Origin of the sequence: Micromonospora sp. WMMD710 (assembly GCF_029626045.1) — a bacterium.
In the GTDB taxonomy this organism is placed as follows: Bacteria; Actinomycetota; Actinomycetes; order Mycobacteriales; family Micromonosporaceae; genus Micromonospora.
Map to the genome: position 1 here is coordinate 2,534,089 of NZ_JARUBD010000001.1, position 19,840 is coordinate 2,553,928.

At 71.4% G+C, this 19,840-nt stretch carries 15 protein-coding genes; 7 read left to right on the forward strand and 8 right to left on the reverse strand.

From position 1 onward, the window contains the following. Positions 1–10: 10 nt before the first annotated feature. Positions 11–961 (reverse strand): DUF1702 family protein, encoded by a 951-nt coding sequence (locus O7620_RS11635; RefSeq protein ID WP_278123048.1) that lies wholly within the window; start codon positions 959–961, stop codon positions 11–13. Between the two features lie 458 nt (positions 962–1,419). Here O7620_RS11635 and O7620_RS11640 point away from each other — a divergent pair, with 458 nt between their 5' ends. The 5 genes from O7620_RS11640 to O7620_RS11660 all read left to right on the forward strand — a co-directional run bounded on the left by O7620_RS11640 (position 1,420) and on the right by O7620_RS11660 (position 7,550). After that, complete coding sequence (locus O7620_RS11640; protein ID WP_278123049.1) at positions 1,420–2,235, forward strand: TIGR03084 family metal-binding protein; 816 nt, start codon at positions 1,420–1,422, stop codon at positions 2,233–2,235. 539 nt (positions 2,236–2,774) lie between these two features. Next, complete coding sequence (locus tag O7620_RS11645; protein ID WP_278123050.1) at positions 2,775–3,434, forward strand: helix-turn-helix transcriptional regulator; 660 nt, start codon at positions 2,775–2,777, stop codon at positions 3,432–3,434. A 642-nt stretch (positions 3,435–4,076) separates the two neighbouring features. Further along, positions 4,077–5,525 (forward strand): MFS transporter, encoded by a 1,449-nt coding sequence (locus O7620_RS11650; protein WP_192580143.1) that lies wholly within the window; start codon positions 4,077–4,079, stop codon positions 5,523–5,525. A gap of 53 nt (positions 5,526–5,578) precedes the next feature. Next, positions 5,579–6,088, forward strand: coding sequence for a helix-turn-helix domain-containing protein (locus O7620_RS11655; RefSeq protein ID WP_278123051.1), 510 nt, complete (start codon positions 5,579–5,581; stop codon positions 6,086–6,088). A 106-nt stretch (positions 6,089–6,194) separates the two neighbouring features. Next, positions 6,195–7,550, forward strand: coding sequence for a cation:proton antiporter (locus O7620_RS11660; protein WP_278123052.1), 1,356 nt, complete (start codon positions 6,195–6,197; stop codon positions 7,548–7,550). A 49-nt stretch (positions 7,551–7,599) separates the two neighbouring features. On the opposite strand, the gene katG is transcribed toward O7620_RS11660, so the two are convergent. The 7 genes from katG to O7620_RS11695 all read right to left on the reverse strand — a co-directional run bounded on the left by katG (position 7,600) and on the right by O7620_RS11695 (position 17,548). Then, the gene (katG, locus tag O7620_RS11665) at positions 7,600–9,876 is read right to left on the reverse strand and encodes a catalase/peroxidase HPI (RefSeq protein WP_278123053.1); all 2,277 of its coding nucleotides are present in this window, start codon (positions 9,874–9,876) and stop codon (positions 7,600–7,602) included. After that, entirely contained in the window at positions 9,873–10,328 is a 456-nt protein-coding gene (locus O7620_RS11670; RefSeq protein WP_278123054.1) for a Fur family transcriptional regulator, read from the reverse strand. Before O7620_RS11670 ends, katG begins: the two co-directional genes overlap by 4 nt. Before the next feature lie 206 nt (positions 10,329–10,534). Next, positions 10,535–12,055, reverse strand: a complete 1,521-nt coding sequence (locus O7620_RS11675; RefSeq protein ID WP_278123055.1) for a pectate lyase — start codon at positions 12,053–12,055, stop codon at positions 10,535–10,537. A 269-nt stretch (positions 12,056–12,324) separates the two neighbouring features. Continuing rightward, entirely contained in the window at positions 12,325–14,808 is a 2,484-nt protein-coding gene (locus O7620_RS11680; RefSeq protein ID WP_278123056.1) for an FtsX-like permease family protein, read from the reverse strand. Then, positions 14,805–15,566, reverse strand: coding sequence for an ABC transporter ATP-binding protein (locus O7620_RS11685; protein ID WP_151489006.1), 762 nt, complete (start codon positions 15,564–15,566; stop codon positions 14,805–14,807). Before O7620_RS11685 ends, O7620_RS11680 begins: the two co-directional genes overlap by 4 nt. Positions 15,567–15,677: 111 nt before the next feature. Continuing rightward, positions 15,678–16,334 (reverse strand): response regulator transcription factor, encoded by a 657-nt coding sequence (locus O7620_RS11690; protein WP_278123057.1) that lies wholly within the window; start codon positions 16,332–16,334, stop codon positions 15,678–15,680. Beyond that, positions 16,322–17,548, reverse strand: a complete 1,227-nt coding sequence (locus tag O7620_RS11695) for a sensor histidine kinase (RefSeq protein ID WP_151489004.1) — start codon at positions 17,546–17,548, stop codon at positions 16,322–16,324. Before O7620_RS11695 ends, O7620_RS11690 begins: the two co-directional genes overlap by 13 nt. A gap of 679 nt (positions 17,549–18,227) precedes the next feature. On the opposite strand from O7620_RS11695, the gene O7620_RS11700 reads away from it, so the two are divergent. Continuing rightward, entirely contained in the window at positions 18,228–19,256 is a 1,029-nt protein-coding gene (locus O7620_RS11700) for a glycoside hydrolase family 11 protein (RefSeq protein WP_278123058.1), read from the forward strand. Positions 19,257–19,424: 168 nt separating this feature from the next. After that, entirely contained in the window at positions 19,425–19,832 is a 408-nt protein-coding gene (locus O7620_RS11705; protein WP_151489002.1) for a YciI family protein, read from the forward strand. The last annotated feature ends 8 nt before the right edge of the window (positions 19,833–19,840 follow it).

A 19,840-nucleotide genomic window follows, 5' to 3' on the forward strand; every position in this document is an offset into this window, starting at 1 on the left:
GGTTGTGCGGTCAGGCGAAGTGGGCCTGGATCCGCTGACGCCAGACCTCGTACGCGGGCTCGGGCCCGTCCGGCCCGAGGGTGTCGCGCTCGGCGTCGGTGATCGCGGCCGCCTCCTGCGGGGTGCAACCGCAGAAGATCTCGGTGGCCAGGGGCGTGTGATCGGTGACCAGGCCGGCTCGCAGCCGCGCCTGCGCGGCGAAGGCGGAGCCCTGGGCGAGCTGCGGGCGGTACTGGGCGGCGTGGACGTACAGCTTCTTGAGGTCGTCGGAGTCGGCGCCGCCGGCGTAGGTGGCGGCCAGGCCCATGCCGCTCCACAGGTCGCCGTGGCGCGACTCGTCGAAGCGGCCGATCAGGTCGGCGGCGACGTCGGGGTCGGCGCCGGCGACGAACCAGCTGGCCCGCCCGATGCCCTGATCGATGGCGCGCCGCGCGTAGTCGCCGGGCACGTCCGGTGGCCACGCCACCGGCGCGACCTGCTGACGGCGCACGAAACGGTCGGTCTCGAAGTAGGCGCGGTGGAAGCCGAGTCCGTCGAGCACCAGCCAGCGCAGCAGCGGGTCCGGCGCGACGACGGCCCGCCAGCGCCACCTGGGCAGCTTGGCGTACGCCCAGCCGATCCCGACGTACGCCATGTAGACGTGCGGCGCTCCGGCGCCGGTCAGGAAACGGCCGGTGCGGCCGCCGCCCGGCGCGACACCGTCCAGGATGGCGTACCCCATGGCGGCGCCCTCGTAGGCGAACCCGCGGAACTGCCGCTCGATCAGGTCCAGGCGGTTGATGTCGGCGTCCTCGCGGGCCTCGACGGCCGCGCGGAAGCCGGTGAGGAAGCTGGCGCCCACCGACTCCAGCCTGCGGCGGGTGGGTTCGTCCTTGACGTGGAATCCCCGCCGGCTCATCGTCGTCTCGACGATGTCCGGCGTCATCAGTCGTGCACGCAGGGTGCGCCACAGGCCTGCCATCGGCTCTCCCCATGGAAGACGGACGCCCGTGGCGTCCGTGTCCTTGTCCCGGTGGATCCGGATAAGCCGAGGCTAGGGGCAGCCCGAGGTGATCGCCTACTTCACGGTTGCTCTGCGTGATCACATGATCACGCCCATTTTCCCGCCGGCGCCTGCGAACGTGATCGACACCCACCGTAATTACTGGTCGAGGGCCGGTCGAGTGACGGCACGAACAGAGAAGAACTACGGTCGCCAACTGAGGCACACTCGGAAAGTCTATTCGACACAGATCACTACCTGAGCGGGATTGGCGAGGTATTACACGGAAGTTTATTGACCTTCAGGAACGGTCACCGCAGTTTCCCAATCCAATGTACCGCGCAGCTTCATCCAAAATTGGATTCGGTGCACCGTGAAGGATCAGACGGTCGAGCAGACAACTCGTTCGTGACGACTATCAGGAAGAGGGCACCGACGTGACCCAGGCACCCGACGTGATCGCCGATCTCACCGCGGAGAGCGAGGCCCTCGACGCCCTCGTGGCGAAGCTGGACGCCGAGCAGTGGGACACCCCGACCCCGGCGCACGGCTGGGCGATCCGGCACCAGATCGCCCACCTGGCCGCGACCTTCCGGCTCGCCGGACTGGCCGCCGCGCAGCCGGCCGCGTTCCAGCAGGTGGTCAGCCGACTCAGCGACGACTTCGACGCCAACGTGGCGGCCGCCATGGCCGACTTCGTCGTCGAGCCACCTGCGGTCCTGCTGTCCCGCTGGCGCACCGAGCGCGCCACGGCCGAGAAGGCACTCGCCGCGGTGCCGGCCGGCCAGCCGGTGCCGTGGCTGGTGCGCCCCCTGCCGGCACCGGTGCTCGCCGCGGCCGGGATGATGGAGGTCTTCGGGCACGGTCAGGACGTCGCGGACGCCCTGGGCGAGCGCCGGACGCCCACCGACCGACTCGGTCACCTGGTCGGCTTCGCCGTCCGGACCTGGGACTTCGGGTATCTGGCGCGCGGGCTGACGCCGCCGGACGTCGAGTTCCGCTTCGAGATCACCGCACCTTCCGGCGCGGTGTGGGCGTTCGGCCCGGAGGACGCCGAGCAGCGGATCACCGGCCCGGCCGAGGACTTCTGCCTGCTCGTGACCCGGCGCCGGCACCGGGACGACCTGGCCCTGACGGCGGTCGGCGACGAGGCCGACCACTGGCTGGACATCGCCCAGGCGTACCGGGGTCCGGCCGGGACCGGGCGCTCCCCGGGCCAGTTCAGCCGGAGTCCGCAACCGCAGTCCCGTTGACGAGATCGCACGCACGACGGCGTCGGATATCCGTCCGGCACCGTTGCGCCCGCCGGCCGGGGCGACGGACCGCACCTTTCCGCCATACCGGCCGGCGGGCACCCGACAAACCGGATCGAACAGCCAGAGATTGCCCGGCGACAGCGGCTAATGTCTTCACATTCGGGGCAAGCGTCCATTTTAGGCAGCCCTGACCAGTCTGCAGGAAACCGTATCTCCACCCGGGAAAATGGGTGTGTTGATTGCGGGTCCAGCGGCCGCTAGCATGGGCGCACCGTCGCCAACCATTGGTCTGCATCTATTCTCTTAGGTGCTTAACAAGTAATTGCCGCCCGGTGAACGAACCGGGAGCGCAAGCGGGACCGGCGTATCGCCACGCGCCACATCTGAGGTGCCCGGCCACCGGCACCAAATCCTGCGTCACACGTGTACCAACCATCGGATTGGGGGATGCGATGGAAGACAGTATCCAGAGAGCCGTCGGTCGCGTCATCAAGGCTATCCGGGATGATCTCGCTGAACAACACACCGTGGACGGCATGGCCAGGACCGCGATGTTCAGCAAGTTCCACTTCACCCGGATCTTCCAGCGAACGACCGGTATCTCTCCGGGACGCTTCCTCATGGTCATGCGGCTGCACCGCGCCAAACAGCTCCTGCTGTCCACCTCGCTGAGCGTCACCGAGATCACCCATGAGGTCGGTTACGCCAGTGTGGGCACCTTCAGCTCCCGGTTCAGCAGCAGCGTCGGCGTCTCGCCGAGCACCTTCCGCAGGCTGGGTGGGGTGACGCCGCAGGTTCCCGTCGACCGCCGGCCGGTCCCCCAGCCGCCGGTCACGACGATCATGGGCACGGTGCACGCGCCCGAGTTCGACCAGGACGGCGATCGCACCGTCTTCATCGGGCTCTTCCGCGACCCGGTACCACTCGGGCGCCCGGCGAGCTGCACCGTCCTCGAACGCCCCGGCCCCTACCGGCTGGAGAACCCACCGCCCGGGCAGTGGTACGTCCTCGCGTACTCCAGCCTCCGGGAGGACCCGAGCTACTGGCGCGCCAACCCCGAGGACCAGGACGCGCTGATCGGCGCGTCCGGCCCACTCACCATCTGTCGGCGTCCGGGCGCGACGGAGGCGGACCTCCACCTGCGACGGATGACTCCCCTCGACCCGCCGATCCTGCTGGCCCTTCCCGTCCACTGAGCCGTACCCCTCCGAGCACCGCGCCCACGTCCCGCCCAGCGCCGCGTCACACGGCGCCCACACGGACGGGACGGGGGGCGGATCGGCGCGGAGGGCCGGGACCGCCATCGACACCGCCGGACCGTGGCCCGAGGTCGGGCCACCGCGGCACACGTCGGCGTGGCCGTCGCTCCAGCCGGTTCACCGCAGGGTCAGGGTTCGGGGCCGTACCCCCGATCGACGCTGTGTCGCGCCCCGCGACGGCCGGTCGTCGGCCCGCCGGTGCGGCCCGTCCCGCACCGGATCCAGGGCCGGCGGGGGGCCGCGGACCGCGGCGACCTGCACCTCGGACAGCCGCGCCGTCCACCCCTGCGGCGTGGTCTTGTCGGGATGTGCGGCGCTGCCCCGCGACTGTGCTCCGGAGGGTCGTGCGAGCGAGTCTCTGCTGCTATCTTCATTGCGCGACGTCAGTTTCAAATCCGCACTGAGTGGTTGTCGATGACGCCGCATGAGCGACAGCCGGGGCCCGCCCAGCACACCCGGGCCGTCGCACCTCCGGTTTGTCGCACCCATGGCCGCCGTGGGCCGGATGACAGCCCGCGGCGCGCCTGACGCCTGTCGATGCGGCTAGCTCCCGCACCACCGGGAAACCAAGGGGCTGGGATGGTGGACAACTTCAGCGCACCGGCGCCGATGGCGCCGCGACTCGGCAAACGCCAACGGCTGGCCCTCGGCGCGCTCGGTGCCTCGTTCCTGATGGTGGCGGTGGACAGCACCATCGTCTACGTCGCCATCCCGAGCATCCAACGTGGACTCGGGTTGTCCACGGTGACCGTCCAGTGGCTCATGTCGGCCTTCCTGCTCAGCTTCGGTGGCATGCTGTTGCTCAGCACCCGGCTGGCCGACCTGTTCGGGCGCCGCCGGTTGTTCACCACCGGCCTCGCGGTGGTGGCCGCCGCCTCGCTGCTGTCGGCCGTGGCCTGGTCGGGTGGTGCGCTGATCGCGGCCCGGGCCCTGCAGGGGGTCGGCGCGGCACTGGTCGCGACGACCGCGCTGCCGCTGCTCGCGTTGTCCCTCGGCAACGGCCCGGCCCGGTCCCGCGCGCTCGGCCTGTGGACCCTGATCGGCGCCTTCGGCGGCACGGCGGGGCTGCTGCTGGGCGGCATCCTCACCGACGGTCCCGGCTGGCGCTGGGTGTTCCTGCTGAACGTGCCGGTGGGCATCGCCGCCGCACTGCTCGCGCCGGTCCTGCCCGCCGACCGGTGCGCCCTTCCCGGCCGTCCGCTGGACGTGGCCGGCGCGGCGAGCCTGGTCGGCGCCCTGGTCCTGTTCGGGTGGACGATCGTCGGGGCGTTCGCCACCGAGGGCTCGGCCGTCAACGCCCTGCTGCGGTTGGCCGGCGCCGTCGTGCTGCTGCTGCTCTTCCTGGCGGTCGAGTCCCGTGCCGCCCGTCCCCTGGTCCGCCCCGGGCTGCTGCGCTCCCGGACCCGACTCGCCGGGCTCATCGTGCTGTTCACCGCCGGCACGATCGTCGACGGCGTGCTCCTGCTGATCACCCTCTACGGTCAGGAGTCGCTGGGGCTCTCCGCCACCGGCTTCGGCGTCCTGATGGTCGCGCTGACCCTGCCATCGGTGATCGGCTCGTACGCCGGCCAGGCCGTGGTGCTGCGGCACGGGCTGCGGACGGTCGCCATGGCCGGCATGGCGCTGGTCGGCGCCGGCCTGCTCGCGCTGACCATGGTGCGTGGCCCGCTGGCCGCCGGATACATCGTCAGTGTGCTGCCGGTCATCGGGGTGGGCGCGGGAGCCGCCTTCGTGGCCGCGCAGATCGCCGTCACCCTCGGGGCCACCGACGCCGACTCGTCCGCCACGACGGGCCTCACCGACGCCTCGTTCAGCATGGGTGGAGCCATCGGGCTCGCCATCGTCTCGGCCGCCCTCGTCGCACACCAGGCGGCACCCGGCGCGCCCGCGGCGCCCGGACAGGTCGCCGCCGGCCTGCAGACCGCGTTCGCGGTCGCCGCCGGCCTCGCCGTGATCGGGCTTCTCGCGGCGCTCGTGCTGCTCCGGCGTGGCGGCAACCACCTGCCGATACGTCGATTCGACCCGTGAGGTGCGCAATTTTCCTCGGGGTTGCCCGGCCGTACGGGCACTAGGATGACGCTGTGTCTCGACGTGGGTACGGACAGGACTGCTCGATCGCACGCGCTCTCGAGGTCGTCGGCGAGCGCTGGACGCTCCTCATCGTCCGCAACGCGCTGGTGGGTGACTGCCGCTTCGACTCGTTCCTCAGCGACCTCGGGATGGCCCGCAACGTCCTCGCCCAACGCCTGAACACCCTGGTTGAGGCCGGCATCTTCGAGCGGGTCCCCTACAAGTACCGCCCCCTGCGACACGAGTACCGGCTCACCGCGCGCGGACGGGACCTGGCGCCGGTGCTGATGGCGTTGATGCAGTGGGGTGACAAACACAGCACCGGTGCCGGCCAACCGGAACGGGCCAGCGTCCACACCACCTGCGAGCACCCGGTCGAGCTGGTGGTGATGTGCACCTCGTGCGGCGGGCCGGTCCCGGTGGACGAGATGGCCACCCGTCCGACCACGTCGTCCTCTCCGGTGCCGGAGCAGGGCTCCACGATGGACAGTCGGTCGACGGTCCAATCGGTCACGTCCTGACCGTCCCGGCACGACCATCGGCCCGACGGGAAGGGCACGCCGGGAGACGCCTCGCGCTCGCACCGACCAGAGAATAAGGGGACGCATCCGGCAAGGAGGTCGTCCCGTGGTCCTGTCCGCCGCCCCGGCACCGATGGCCCACCATCAGCTCCTGGTCTTCCTCAGCGCCCTCACTGTTCTGCTGCTCCTCGCGCGTCTGCTCGGCGGGCTCGCCGAACGGCTCGGCATGCCCGCCGTGGTCGGCGAACTGCTCACCGGGGTCATCCTCGGCCCGTCGCTGCTCGGGCACCTCACGCCGGGGATCACCGGATGGCTGCTGCCCGACGACCCGGGACAGATGCATCTGCTGGACGCGGTCGCCCAACTCGGCCTCCTGCTGCTCGTCGGCATCACCGGCACCCACGTCGACGTGACGGTGCTGCGCCGTCACCGCCGGGCGGCCACCGCCGTCAGCGCGTGCGGGCTGCTGATCCCGCTCGCTCTGGGCATCGGCCTGGGCCTGCTGATCCCGGCCTCGGTCTCGGCGACACCCGCCGCGCAGCGGTGGACGTTCGCACTCCTCATCGGGGTGGCGATCTGCGTCTCCGCGGTGCCGGTCATCGCCAAGACCCTCTCGGACATGCGTCTGCTGCACCGGGACATCGGTCAGCTCACCCTCGCCGTCAGTGTCATCGACGACGTGGCCGGCTGGCTCCTGCTCTCGCTGGTCGCCACCGCCGCGACCGTCGGCCTGACCGTCGGCGCCGTCAGTCTCTCCGTCGCATACCTGCTGGGGTTCGTGGCGTTCGCCGCCACGGTGGGGCGGTTCCTGGTCCGCCGCGTGATGAAGCGCGTGGCGCGGTCGGGCGAGCCCGGACCGGCGGTGGCCGCCGCGGTCGTCATCGTGCTGGTCGGCGCGGTGATCACGCATTCGCTACGCATGGAGGCGCTCTTCGGCGCGCTGGTCGCGGGGGTCCTCATCGCCACCACCCGCTCGGCCCAGGTGCTCCTCGCGCCCTTGCGGGCGATCGTGCTGTCGGTCCTCGCCCCGATCTTCCTGGCCACCGCCGGCCTGCGGATGGACCTCACCGCGCTGGCGGAGCCGGCCGTGACGCTCACCGGGCTCGCCGTGCTGGCGGTGGCGATCGTCGGCAAGTTCACCGGCGCCTTCGTCGGCGCGCGGCTCGGCCGGCTCGACCGGTGGTCGGCGATGGCCCTCGGCGCCGGCATGAACGCCCGCGGCGTCATTCAGGTGATCGTCGCGCTGACCGGTCTGCGCCTGGGCGTACTGAACACGGCCATGTACACCGTCGTGGTGCTGGTCGCGATCGTCACCTCGCTGATGACACCGCCACTGCTGCGGTACGCCACGAACCGGATGGCCGAGGGCGAGACGGAACGGCTGCGCCGGCTCGAACACGACACGTGGCAGGGCCGCAGCCCGGCGACGGCGGTGACACCGACGGCGACCCCCGACCCCTGAGGCCCGACGAGCCCCGGTCGGTCGACCGGGGCTCGTCGGGCACAGCGGATCAGTTGAGGTCGAACCGGTCCAGTTCCATGACCTTCGTCCAGGCCTGGACGAAGTCGGTCACGAACTTGTCGCGCGCGTCCTGGCTGGCGTAGACCTCCGCCAGGGCCCGCAGCTGTGAGTTGGAGCCGAAGATGAGGTCGACCGCCGTGGCGGTCCACTTCACCTCGTCGGTGGACAGGTCACGGATCTCGTACACGTGCTCGTCGGACTTCGACGCGCTCCACCGGGTGCCCGGGGAGAGCAGGTTGGCGAAGAAGTCGTTGGTGAGCACACCCGGCCGGTCGGTGAGGACACCGTGCTGCACGCCGCCGGAGTTGGCGCCGAGGGACCGCAGGCCGCCGATGAGGACGGTCATCTCGGGTGCGGTCAGGTTCAGCATGTAGGCACGGTCGATGAGCAGCACCTCCGGCTGGGTCTTCTCGCCCTCGCGCAGGTAGTTGCGGAAACCGTCGGCGCGCGGCTCGAGGACCCGGAAGGACTCGGCGTCGGTCTGCTCCTGGGTGGCGTCGGTGCGGCCCGGCCGGAACGGCACGGTCACCTCGACGCCGGCGTCGCGCGCCGCCTTCTCGACGGCGGCCGCACCGGCCAGCACGATCAAATCGGCGAGCGAGATGCTCGCCCCACCGGCGGAATTGAACTCCTGCTGGATGCCCTCGAGGGTGGTCAGGACGGTCGACAGCTGCTCGGGCTGGTTGACCTCCCAGCTGCGCTGCGGCTCGAGACGGATCCGCGCACCGTTGGCGCCACCGCGCTTGTCGGTGTGGCGGAAGGTCGCGGCGGACGCCCAGGCGGTGGAGACCAGCTGGGCGGTCGTGAGGCCCGAGTCGAGGACCTTCGCCTTGAGGGCGGCGATGTCGGCGTCACCCACGAGGTCACCGGCGGCTGCCGGCACCGGGTCCTGCCAGAGCTGCGGCTCGGCGACCCACGGACCCAGGTAACGGCTGACCGGGCCCATGTCGCGGTGCAGCAGCTTGTACCAGGCCTTGGCGAAGGCCAACGCGAACTGGTCCGGGTTCTCCAGGAAGCGGCGCGAGATCTTCTCGTACGCCGGGTCGACGCGCAGCGACAGGTCGGTCGTGAGCATCGTCGGCCGGTGCTTCTTCGACGGGTCGTGGGCGTCCGGGATGATCGCCTCGGCGTCCTTGGCGACCCACTGCTTCGCGCCACCGGGGCTCGTGGTCAGCTCCCACTCGTGGCCGAACAGGATCTCGAAGAAGCGGTTGCTCCACTGCGTCGGCACGTCGGTCCACGTCACCTCGAGCCCGCTGGTGATCGTGTCGGCGCCCTTGCCGCTGCCGTGGGTGCTGAGCCAGCCCAGGCCCTGCGCCTCCAGCGGGGCACCCTCGGGCTCCGGGCCCACGTGGTTGTCGGCCGGGGCGGCACCGTGGGTCTTACCGAAGGTGTGGCCACCGGCGATGAGCGCGACGGTCTCCTCGTCGTTCATCGCCATCCGGCGGAAGGTCTCGCGGATGAAGTGGGCCGCGGCGGCCGGGTCCGCGTTACCGCGGGGGCCCTCCGGGTTGACGTAGATGAGACCCATCTCGGTCGCCCCGACGCCGGCCGCCATCTCCTTCTCGGAGGCGTAGCGCTCGTCACCGAGCCAGGTGTCCTCCGGGCCCCAGAAGATCTCCTCGGGCTCCCACACGTCCTCCCGACCGAAACCGAAGCCGAAGGTCTTGAACCCCATCGACTCCAGGGCGACGTTGCCGGCGAGCACGAGCAGGTCCGCCCAGGAGATCTTCTGGCCGTACTTCTGCTTGACCGGCCAGAGCAGCCGGCGGGCCTTGTCCAGGTTGGCGTTGTCCGGCCAGCTGTTCAGCGGAGCGAAACGCTGACCACCGTCGCCGGCCCCACCGCGACCGTCCTCGATGCGGTACGTGCCGGCGGCGTGCCAGCTCATCCGGATCATGAGGCCGCCGTAGTGGCCGAAGTCCGCCGGCCACCAGTCCTGCGAGGTGGTGAGCACCTCGGTGATGTCGCGCTTGAGGGCCTCGACGTCGAGCTTGGCGAACTCCTTGGCGTAGCTGAAGTCCGCTCCCAGGGGGTTGCCCTTGGACGAGTGGGCGTGCAGCACCGAGAGGTCGAGCTGGTTGGGCCACCAGTCCCGGTTGGTGCGCGGACGGCCGCCGGTCTTCGGGGTCGGCGAGTCGATCGCCGGGTTCTCGCTCTCGCTGCCCTGCGCGGTCACCGAGTCGTGCGCGACCGGGCAGCCGGCCGCTGCCTTCTCGTCGATGCCCTGCGCACTGATGGGGCGGTTGTCCTGGGTGTCGCTCATGTGCTTCCTTCCGAGCTTGCGGATCTCTGGGGCGTGCGGTCGGTCGCGCAGTCGGGACAGGTGCCCCAGTAGACGACCTCCGCCTCGTCGACCACGAAGCCGTGGTCGCCCGAGGCGGTGAGACAGGGAGCGTGGCCGACGGCGCAGTCGACGTCGGCGATCGTGCCGCAGGAGCGGCACACGACATGGTGGTGGTTGTCCGCGACCCGCGACTCGTAGCGGGCGGTCGCGCCGGCGGGCTGGATTCGACGCACCAGACCGGCGTCGGTGAGCGCGCGCAGCACGTCGTACACCGCCTGGTGGGAGACCGTGGGATGGCCCGCGCGTACCAGTGCGATCATCGTGTCGGTGTCGACGTGCGGGTGGTCGCGCAGCGCCGCGAGCACCGCCAACCGGGGACGGGTCACGCGCAACGAGGCCGCCCGCAGCTGCGCCTCGAAGTCGGACGTCACGCGGACGAACATATCCCAGTCTTCTGGAACAATTCAAGTTTGGCGCGAACTGGCGGCGACATGTCGGCTCGGTCACTCCCGGGCGGGGCACGATCCGGGCCCGGGTCGCGGCCGCACGACTCACGAGACGAGGCCCCGACCAGCGCCGAGCGCTGGTCGGGGCCTCATCGTGTGGCCACGGCGGCAGCGGTGGCGCCCGCCGGCCGTCAGCTGGCGTACGTCTCGAACTCGCCGACCCGAGGCGCGCCGCCGGAGCTGTTGATCTTGAAGGTGATCTTGCTCAGGGACGTCGCGGCGAAGGTGATGGAGCCCGCTCCGCTGCCCGCGGCCAGGACGGCCCCGGTGTCGTGGTTGACGAGCTGCCAGGATCCGATGGAGCCCTGGGTGCCGGCCGGCTCCCGGATGATCACCCGGGACACCCGGGTGGCGGAACCCCACTTGATCGAGATGGAGCCGGTCGCGCCGGCCGGCGACCAGTAGGTGCTGATGCTGCCGTCGCGCACGTTGCCGTAGCTGGTGCCGCTGGCCTTGCTGGATCCGTCGGCACCGGCACCGAGGCTGAGGTTGGTCCCGCTCGGCGGCGGGGTGGTCGGCGGGGGCGTGGTCGGGGGCGGGGTCTGCGGCGAACAGCTCCCGTCCGACACCCGCAGACCCGTGTTGGCGCCCGCCGCCTGACGGACCACGTCCGGCACGCAACTCGCCCCGTCGAGGCGGTACGAGTACGGGATGCTGACGGTGGTGGTGGACGTCGGGTTGGGACCGGCGGGGTAGTTCTCGCTCCCGGCGGTGGACCAGGTCACGTTGTCGAAGGTGTTGCCGCTGACCTGCCAGTAGCCGCGCTCGTTGGTGTAGAAGGTGCCCAGGACGTCCTTGGAGTCGCGGAAGTAGTTGTTCTCCACCTTGGCCCTGGCCCCGGCCCGGGAGTTGATACCGGACTCGTGCAGGCTCACGTAGTGGTTGTTGTAGATGTGGGCCACACCGCCGCGGAGCAGAGGCGTACGGGAGTCGATGTTCTCGTACCGGTTGTGGTGAAACGTGATGAAGCCGTTCGAGAGGTCGCTCTCGCTGGACCCGATGAGGCCACCGCGACCGGAGTTGCGCAGGATGCTGTACGACAGGGTCACGTACTGGGTGTTGTCCTTCATGTCGAAGAGGCCGTCGTAGCCCTCCGACTCGCCGCCCGACGCCTCGAGGGTGACGTGGTCGACCCAGACGTTGCGGACGGTGCTCTCCATGCCGATGGCGTCGCCACCGTTGGAGGTGGGCGAGCCCGACTTCTTGACGTTCCGGACCGTCACGTTCTGGATGATGATGTTGCTGGAGTCACGGATGTGGATGCCGAGCTGGTCGAAGACGGCTCCGCTGCCGACGCCGATGATGGTGACGTTGCTGATCTGCTTGAGTTCGATCACGCCGTCCGCGGTGTTGCAGCTGCCACCCGACACCTTGCTGGTGTTGCCGTGGTTGATGGTCCCGGTGACCTCGATGGTGATCGGGGTGCTGCTGCTGGGCCGACCGCATAGCGCCGCGTGGATCGCGGTGCCGGTGGTGGCCCGTACCGTCTGCCCGCCCGCGCCGCCGGTCGTGCCGCCGTTCTGGGTGGCGTAACCGGTGGCAGTGCCCACCGCGGCCGAGGCCCCGGGGGTCACCAGGACCACCCCGACCGCGACCCCGACGGTCGCGGTCGCGAGCAGTGCCTGAAGTCGCGGTGCGACTGGTCGTCTCATCTCGCCTCACCTTCGCGTTTTCGAATGGCTTAACCGATCGCCCATGAATTGACCACGGCACATTGAGGCACACCCCTTCCGGGGCCTCCTTCCCCTGGTGAAGCCTGGGAAGGTTGCCGCAGAAAGCGCATGGCCACAGTGGCGTCGTTCGATATCCGTTCGCCCGGCCGAAGGATGAAACATCGATGTAACGCAATCGCAGGAAAGCGGTTTCCCTGGACGCAAGGGTTAGCGTTTGCAGGTTGTTTGCAGTGCGGGTGCGGCGACCCCTACTCCTTCATGCCGATGGCGTCGACCGGCCGGACCCGGAGCAGCCGCCGGACGGGCCACACCGTGGTCGCCAGCGCCAGCAGCGCCGTACCACCGAGCACCGCCGCCCCGCCGAGCGGCGGAACGTACGGGATCGGGCTGCCGGTCAGCGCGTTGACGATCGCGCCCAGGGTCAGCGCGGCGATCGTCGCGCCGATCGCCATCGCGGTGCCGAGCAGCGCGGTCTGCTCGGCGTGGACCATCCGCCGGATCTGCCGGCGGGTCAGGCCGACCAGCTGCAACAGCGCCAGCTCGCGACGGCGGGCCAACGCGGCCAGCACCATCGTGGTGGCCGCGGCCAGCGCCGCGTACCCCACCAGCACGCCGATCAGCAGCCGGTTCAACCAGGCGCCGAGTGCCAGGTCGGTGCCGATCAGCCGGGAACGGGTGGCCGAGTCCAACACCTCGCTGCCCGGGTGCCGGGCCGACCAGGCGGCCAGGGCCGGAGCGGCGTCCGGGCCCGCGCGGACCAGGATCTCGTCGTCGGTGACGTCGGCGGTGTGCCCGGCGACCGTCGCGGCGGCCAGCGTGACCTCGCCGAAGCCGAGCCCGCGCTCGTACACCGCGACGACTCTCAGCCGGACCGGGGTGCCGTCGCCCAACCAGAGTTCCGCCTGGTCACCGACGTGCCAACCGGAGGCCGACGCCTGGGGCGCGGAGAGCGCGACCGTGTCCGCGCCCAGGTCGGCCAGGTCACCGTCGCGTACGCCGAGGTCCATCGTGGACGCGATCCCGGTCGGGTCGACCGCCTGAGCGGCGACCGGCTCGATCCCGTCGAACGACCGCACCACCACCTGTGTGCGGCGTACACCGGTGGCCGCCCGTACCCCGGCCAGCTCGCGGATCTCCCGCGCCGCCTCTTGCGCCAGCCCGCCCGGCGCGGACACCACCCGCTCGGCGAGCGTGCCCGCAGCACTCTGCGCAACGGTCTCCCGCTCAAGGTTGGTCTGCAGGAACCACACCGAGCCGCCGAACCCGACCGACAGCACGAGGGCGGTCAGCACGGTCGCCATGCCCTGCGCGTTGGCCCGCAGGTTGGCCGCAGCGAGGTGGCCGCTGACCCGCCAGCTCCGGGACAGCGCCGGGGTGAGCAGGCGTGCCGCGTGCGCGTTCAGCCTCGGCGCGAGCAGCGCCACCGCGATGACGAACAGGTAGAGCATGCCGGCCGCGCCGGCCAACGCCGCCGTCGGCCCGGTGCCGCCGAACGTGAACGCCCCGGAGGTGACGGCGGCGGCGAGGGTCAGCACACCGGCGATCAGCCGTACCCGGCCGCTGGGCCGAGGCTCGACGGCGATCTCGCCGAGCGCCTCGACCGGCTTGATCCCGGCGACCCGCCGCCCGGCGACCAGCGCGGCGAGCACCGCCACGAGCACCGCCGTGGCCGCCGCCGCCGGCACCGCGACGAGCCCACCGGTCATCGGAAAGTCGGCCGGGACGAACCCGCGGCCGACCAGTTCGCCGTGCACCCAGCCGGCGGCCAGCAGGCCGGCCGGCGCGCCGAGGACGGAGGCGACCAGACCCAGCAGCGCGGCCTCGGCGATCAGCATCCGACGTATCTGGCCCGGCGTCGCCGCGACCGCCCGCAGCAACGCCAGATCGCGCCGCCGATGCCGGACGGACAGACCGATCGTGCCGGCCACCACGAAGACGATCAGCAGGATGACGTACCCGCCGAACGCCGCCCCGGCCTCGATCAGCAGCGACCGGGCGGCCAGGTTCGCGGACTGCTCGGACTCCCCCCGGTCCGCGCCGGCGTACGTGCTGGCGCCGGCCGCCGAGGCGATCCGGCGGACCGCGTCGCCCACCGCGCCGCGATCGGCGCCCGGCGCCACCCGCACGCCGATCGCGTCCACCCGGCCCGGGTGCGCGGACAGCCGCGCGGCCTGCGCGTCGGTGAAGAACACCCCGGCGGCGCCCGTGTCGGCGGTCGCGCTCACCCGGTACGGCCGACTGACCCCACCGGCGACCAGGTCGATGCGGTCGCCCGGAGCAACGCCCAGCCGAGAGTCGACCAGCACCTCGTCGTCCGCCCGGGGCGCGACGCCCGCAGCGATCGGACGACCCGCGAACCCGTACGTGCCCCAGCTGTGCCCCACGCCGGCCGGTGCGCCGAGCACGACCCGGTCGTCGCCGCTCACCTGCGCGACGCCGGGCAGCCGCCGGATCTCTTCCACCAGAGCGGCGTCCACCGTGCCGCCCTCGGGCAGCGCGACGGTGCTCGTGCTGGTCCCGCCGTCGAACTCCCTGATCGTGTGGCTGACCGTGCGGTCGGCGACGACCAGGTCGGCCGTCACCCAGAGCCGCGGCTGCGGACGGAACCGCAGCCCGGACTCGACGAGGGTGCCCATGGCGACCAGGATCAGCACCCCGGCGACCAGGGCGAGCAGCGTGGCGGCGGCCGGACCGCCACGGTGGCGCAGCAGCCGGGCGGCGAGCGCGGTCATCGGACGGCCCGCCGGTCCAGCGACGCCAGGTGCTCGGCGATGCGGGCGGCCCCCAACTGCGGCAGGTCGGCGACGATCCGGCCGTCGGCCAACACGAGCACGCGGTCCGCGTACGACGCGGCCACCGGATCGTGGGTCACCATCACCACGGTCAGCCCGTGTTCGTCGACGACCGCGCGCAGCAGCGTCAACACCTCCGCCGCGGTGCCCGTGTCGAGTGCCCCGGTGGGCTCGTCACAGAAGATCACCTCGGGGCGGGTGGCCAGCGCCCGGGCGATCGCCACCCGCTGCTGCTGGCCACCGGACAGGGCGGCCGGCCGGTCGTGCAGCCGGTCGGTGAGCCCGACCCGCTCGACCACCCGGGTCAACCAGGCGCGGTCCGGACGGACGCCGGCCAACCGCAGCGGCAGCACGATGTTCTCCTCGACGCTGAGCGCGCCGATCAGATTGAACGCCTGGAACACGAACCCGATCCGGGTGCGCCGCAGCTCGGTGAGGCGGGTCTCGGACAGCCGCGACAGGTCGGTGCCGCCGATGAGGACGCGGCCCGCGGAGGGCCGGTCCAGCCCGGCGGCGGTCTGCAGGAGCGTGCTCTTGCCGGAGCCGGAGGGCCCCATCACCGCGGTGAAGGTGCCGCGACCGAACTCGGCGTCCACCCCGGCCAACGCGGTCACCCGGGTGTGGCCGGCCTCGTACACCCTGGTGAGGTGTTCGACGCGGACGGCGGCGTCGATGGATGGTCCCGAATAGTCGGGCATTCTGCTGGCCTCTCTCCCTGTCAGCGACCGGAACTGTGGGCACCGGAAACGCTATTGAGCTGGGAGAACAGCGACCATCCCGCGGGCTGCCAGGTCCGGGTACAGCAGGCGCTACCGCTGGCCGCCGTCCAGGTAGCGCAGCACCGCGGTGACCCGGCGGTCGGCACGGTCGTCCGGCGGGAGCTGCAACTTCGCGAAGATGCTGCGGATGTGCTTGTGCACCGCGCCGTCGGTGACGAACAGCCGCTCGGCGATGGCCGTGTTGCCCAGCCCCTGGGCCATCAGCCCCAGCACCTCGCGCTCACGCGGCGACAGCTCACCCAGCGCCGTGTCCGGCCGGCGGTTGCGGGCGAGCAGCTGCGCCACCACCTCCGGGTCGATCACGCTGCCGCCGTCGGCGACCCGGTGCAGCGCGGCGAGGAACTCCTCGACCCGGCCCACCCGTTCCTTCAACAGATAACCGAGCCCGGCGGCGCCGACCGAGAACAGCTCGGTGGCGAACGCCTGCTCCACGTACGCCGACAGGACCAGCACGGCGAGGCCGGGTCGACGCCGCCGGGCCTCCACCGCCGCCACGATGCCCTCGTCGGTGTGGGTCGGTGGCATCCGTACGTCCACGATCGCCACATCCGGCGCGTGCGCGTCGACCGCGGTCAGGAACTCGCCCGGGGTGCCCGCCGTGGCCACCACATCCAGGTCCTCCGCCCGCAGCAGCAGCGCCAGTCCCTCGCGCAGCAGCGGGTCATCCTCGGCGATCACGATCCGCATGGCAGCTCCACGTGCATCCTCGTCGGGCCCCCGGGCGGGCTGGTCAACGTCATCCGGCCGTCGTACGCCTCGACCCGCCGGCGGATGCCGGTGAGCCCGGAGCCGCGGGCCTCGTCGGCGTCGCCGTGCCCGTCGTCCCGCACGGTCACCAGCAGCCGACCCTGCTCACGGCGCACGGTCACGTCCACCTGGCTCGCACCGCTGTGCCGCACCACGTTGGTCAGCCCCTCGGCCACCACGAAGTACGCGGTGGCCTCGACCGAGGCCGCGCAGCGCACCGCCACGTCCACCTCCAGCCGGCAGGGCACCGCACAGCTGCCGGCCAGGCCCGCCAACGCTCCGGCCAGGCCCCGGTCGTCCAGCACGGGCGGCAGGATCCCGCGCACCACCGTACGCAGTTCGCCGAGCGCCTGTTCCGCCGCGTCCTGTGCCTGCCCGAGGATCTCGTCGGCCCGCTCCGGGTTGCGCCGTACCGCCCGGCGCGCGGCGCCGAGCAGCACGTTGACCGCGACCAGCCGGTTCTGGGTGCCGTCGTGCAGCGACCGCTCGATGCGGCGCAGCTCCACCGCGTGCGCGTCCAGCGCCGCGGCCCGGGTGGCGGTCAGCGCGGCGACCCGCAGCGACAGGTCGACCCCCGGCGGCGGAGGCAGCAGCCACCGGCCCGGCCACTCCTGCACGCGGGCCAGGGCCGGGCTGAACCCGACCGCGGCGGCCAGCCAGCCCAGCCCGACCAGCCCGACCACGAACGCCTCGGAGAGGCTCTCGATGCGCCACCAGCCCATGCCTGGTGCGCCGTCCTCGGGTGGGACCAGCCGGTACCACAGCGGGAACGTGATGTCCTGCAGGGCGTAGAGCGGAAGCGCGAGGCCGACCAGCCCGGACAGCAGGCCGGTGATCGCGTGCAGCGTGACCCAGCCGAGGTCCCGGCGGACGAACGGGTCGCGTACCGCCGCGCGCAACCCGAGCGGCACCGGCCCCGGTGCGGGGATCGGCGTGCCCCGGCGGGACAGCCGGGCGCGCTCCCGGTCGGCCACCGCGCGCACCGCCCGCAGCGCGCCCGGCGCCGCCAGCAGCCCCACCCCGGCCAGGCAGGCCACCGCCACGATCAGCGCCCAGAGCAGCGCGCCCAGCGCCAGCACGGCGGTGCCCAGCCCGCCGACGAGGCGCTCGATGGCGTCGACCACGACGCGGATGCGGCGCCACACGTACGCCATCCACCCCACCTCCAGCGCCAACATAGGCCACCGACCGCCCCGGTGACGGCGCCCGCCGCGGAAAGTACAGCCTGCTGTACCGCCGATCGTCGAGCTGGTGGAATCGTCGCCGCCGGGGCGGCTGCCTTAGCGTCGACGGTGTCGTCGCATCACCCGGCCGACCGGTGCGTCGTACCGCTCAGAGCGGCAGCCACCCGGTGCTGGTCGTGAACTCGGCCAGCACCTCCGGCAGCGGATCGACCCCGATGCCCGGCCCGGTCGGCACCGCCAGGTGCCCGTCGTCCAGGACGAACGGTTCGGCATTCCTGGACGTCCGGCCGGACGGTCCGGAACTTCTCCGGAAAATTTCGGCGGTAGCTCTTCGGATCTTGATCCGACCATCGGGACGCTGAGGTGATCTCGCGAGCGCTGATCGATTACTGACCAGGATGGACGACACTCCCCCAGGTGCCCCGCCGCCGGGCCGAGGTTGCCGCGATGTTTCCGGAAATTGTTGACAGGATGACGACCGGGTCAATACGGTCGCCATCGACGGCGCTCGATTGTCGTCACTCCCACTCACCGCGACCCACTCCTCCGGTCGTCGCGCAGGACGACCGGCCACCACCACCAGGCGGCACCACGCCGGTGGCCGTCACCGGGCCACCGACAGCCGGCCGCCACGAGGAGGAACAGGTTCATGACCGACACCAGTCACACCCCCACCCCACCGAGGAGGCGCGGCCGGATACGGCTGCTCCTCGGCGCCGCATGCGCGGCCGTCCTGGCCCTCACGGGCACGATGACGGCCACCAACGCGTACGCCGAGGCCGACCGGACCCTCACCTCGAACCTCACCGGCACGCACAACGGCTACTTCTTCTCCTTCTGGAAGGACAGCGGCAACGCCAGCATGACGCTGCGGGCCGACGGCCGATACAGCAGCAGTTGGGACAGGAGCACCAACAACTGGGTCGGCGGCAAGGGTTGGGCCACCGGCAGCCGCCGGACCGTCACCTACTCGGGCAGCTACAACCCGGGCAACAACAACACGTACCTCGCGCTGTACGGATGGACGCGCAACCCGCTCATCGAGTACTACGTGGTGGAGAACTTCGGCAGCTACAACCCGAGCAGCGGCGCCCAGCGCATGGGCACCGTCACCACCGACGGTGGCACCTACGACATCCTGCGCAGCCAGCGGGTCAACGCCCCGTCGATCGACGGCAACCAGACGTTCTACCAGTACTGGAGCGTCCGGCAGCAGAAGCGCTCAAGCGGCACCATCACCACCGCCAACCACTTCGACGCCTGGGCCCGCGCCGGCTTGAACCTCGGCACCAACCACAGCTACCAGATCATGGCCACCGAGGGCTACCAGAGCAGCGGAAGCTCCGACATCACCGTCCGGGAGGGCAGTGGCGGCAACCCGACCTCCGGGCCCACCACCGGCAATCCGGGGACCGGCAACTGCACCGCGACGCTCTCCGCCGGCCAGCAGTGGGGCGACCGGTTCAACCTCAACGTGGCGGTCAGCGGCACCAGCACCTGGGTCGTCAGCCTCGGCCTCGGCGGCGGCCAGAGCATCCAGAACAGCTGGAACGCGTCGGTCAGCGGCACGAGCGGCACCGTCACCGCCAGACCGAACGGCAACGGCAACACCTTCGGGATAACGATCATGGCCAACGGCAACTGGACCTGGCCGACCGTCACCTGCAGCACCGGCTGACCTGAAGCATTCCTCGGACACCGCATCTCCGGCGTGGCGGCCCCGGCCGCCACGCCAGAGACGTGTCAGAAAAAGTTCGCGCCGCCATGTCGAGATCTCGACCCCGGCTCCGTCCCCGAGGTGAACGCGACCAGGATGGGTCGCAGCCGCACCGAGGAGAGACAGACCATGGCCAAGTACCTGCTGCTCAAGCACTACCGGGGCGCTCCGGCCGCGGTGAACGACGTGCCGATGGACCAGTGGACGCCGGAGGAGATCTCGGCGCACATCCAGTACATGAACGACTTCGCCGCCCGGCTCGAGCAGACCGGTGAGTTCGTCGACGGTCAGGCACTCGCGCCGGAGGGGACGTTCGTCCGGTACGACGGCGAGGGGAACCCGCCGGTCACCGACGGCCCGTTCGCCGAGACCAAGGACCTCATCGCCGGCTGGATGGTGATCGACGTCGACACGTACGAGCGGGCCGTCGAATTGGCCGGGGAGCTGTCGGCCGCCCCCGGGGCGGGCGGGAAGCCGATCCACGAGTGGCTCGAGCTGCGCCCGTTCCTCACCGAACCGCCCACCATCACGGAATGACCGCACAG

Bases quoted from the DNA above. Each gene is read 5' to 3' on its own strand.
- O7620_RS11685 (WP_151489006.1), bottom strand. From the start codon at position 15,566: ATGCCCGACTATTCGGGACCATCCATCGACGCCGCCGTCCGCGTCGAA.
- katG (WP_278123053.1), bottom strand. From the start codon at position 9,876: ATGAGCGACACCCAGGACAACCGCCCCATCAGTGCGCAGGGCATCGAC.
- O7620_RS11650 (WP_192580143.1), top strand. From the start codon at position 4,077: ATGGTGGACAACTTCAGCGCACCGGCGCCGATGGCGCCGCGACTCGGC.
- O7620_RS11635 (WP_278123048.1), bottom strand. From the start codon at position 961: ATGGCAGGCCTGTGGCGCACCCTGCGTGCACGACTGATGACGCCGGAC.
- O7620_RS11680 (WP_278123056.1), bottom strand. From the start codon at position 14,808: ATGACCGCGCTCGCCGCCCGGCTGCTGCGCCACCGTGGCGGTCCGGCC.
- O7620_RS11675 (WP_278123055.1), bottom strand. From the start codon at position 12,055: ATGAGACGACCAGTCGCACCGCGACTTCAGGCACTGCTCGCGACCGCG.
- O7620_RS11690 (WP_278123057.1), bottom strand. From the start codon at position 16,334: ATGCGGATCGTGATCGCCGAGGATGACCCGCTGCTGCGCGAGGGACTG.
- O7620_RS11705 (WP_151489002.1), top strand. From the start codon at position 19,425: ATGGCCAAGTACCTGCTGCTCAAGCACTACCGGGGCGCTCCGGCCGCG.
- O7620_RS11695 (WP_151489004.1), bottom strand. From the start codon at position 17,548: ATGGCGTACGTGTGGCGCCGCATCCGCGTCGTGGTCGACGCCATCGAG.
- O7620_RS11700 (WP_278123058.1), top strand. From the start codon at position 18,228: ATGACCGACACCAGTCACACCCCCACCCCACCGAGGAGGCGCGGCCGG.
- O7620_RS11645 (WP_278123050.1), top strand. From the start codon at position 2,775: ATGGCCAGGACCGCGATGTTCAGCAAGTTCCACTTCACCCGGATCTTC.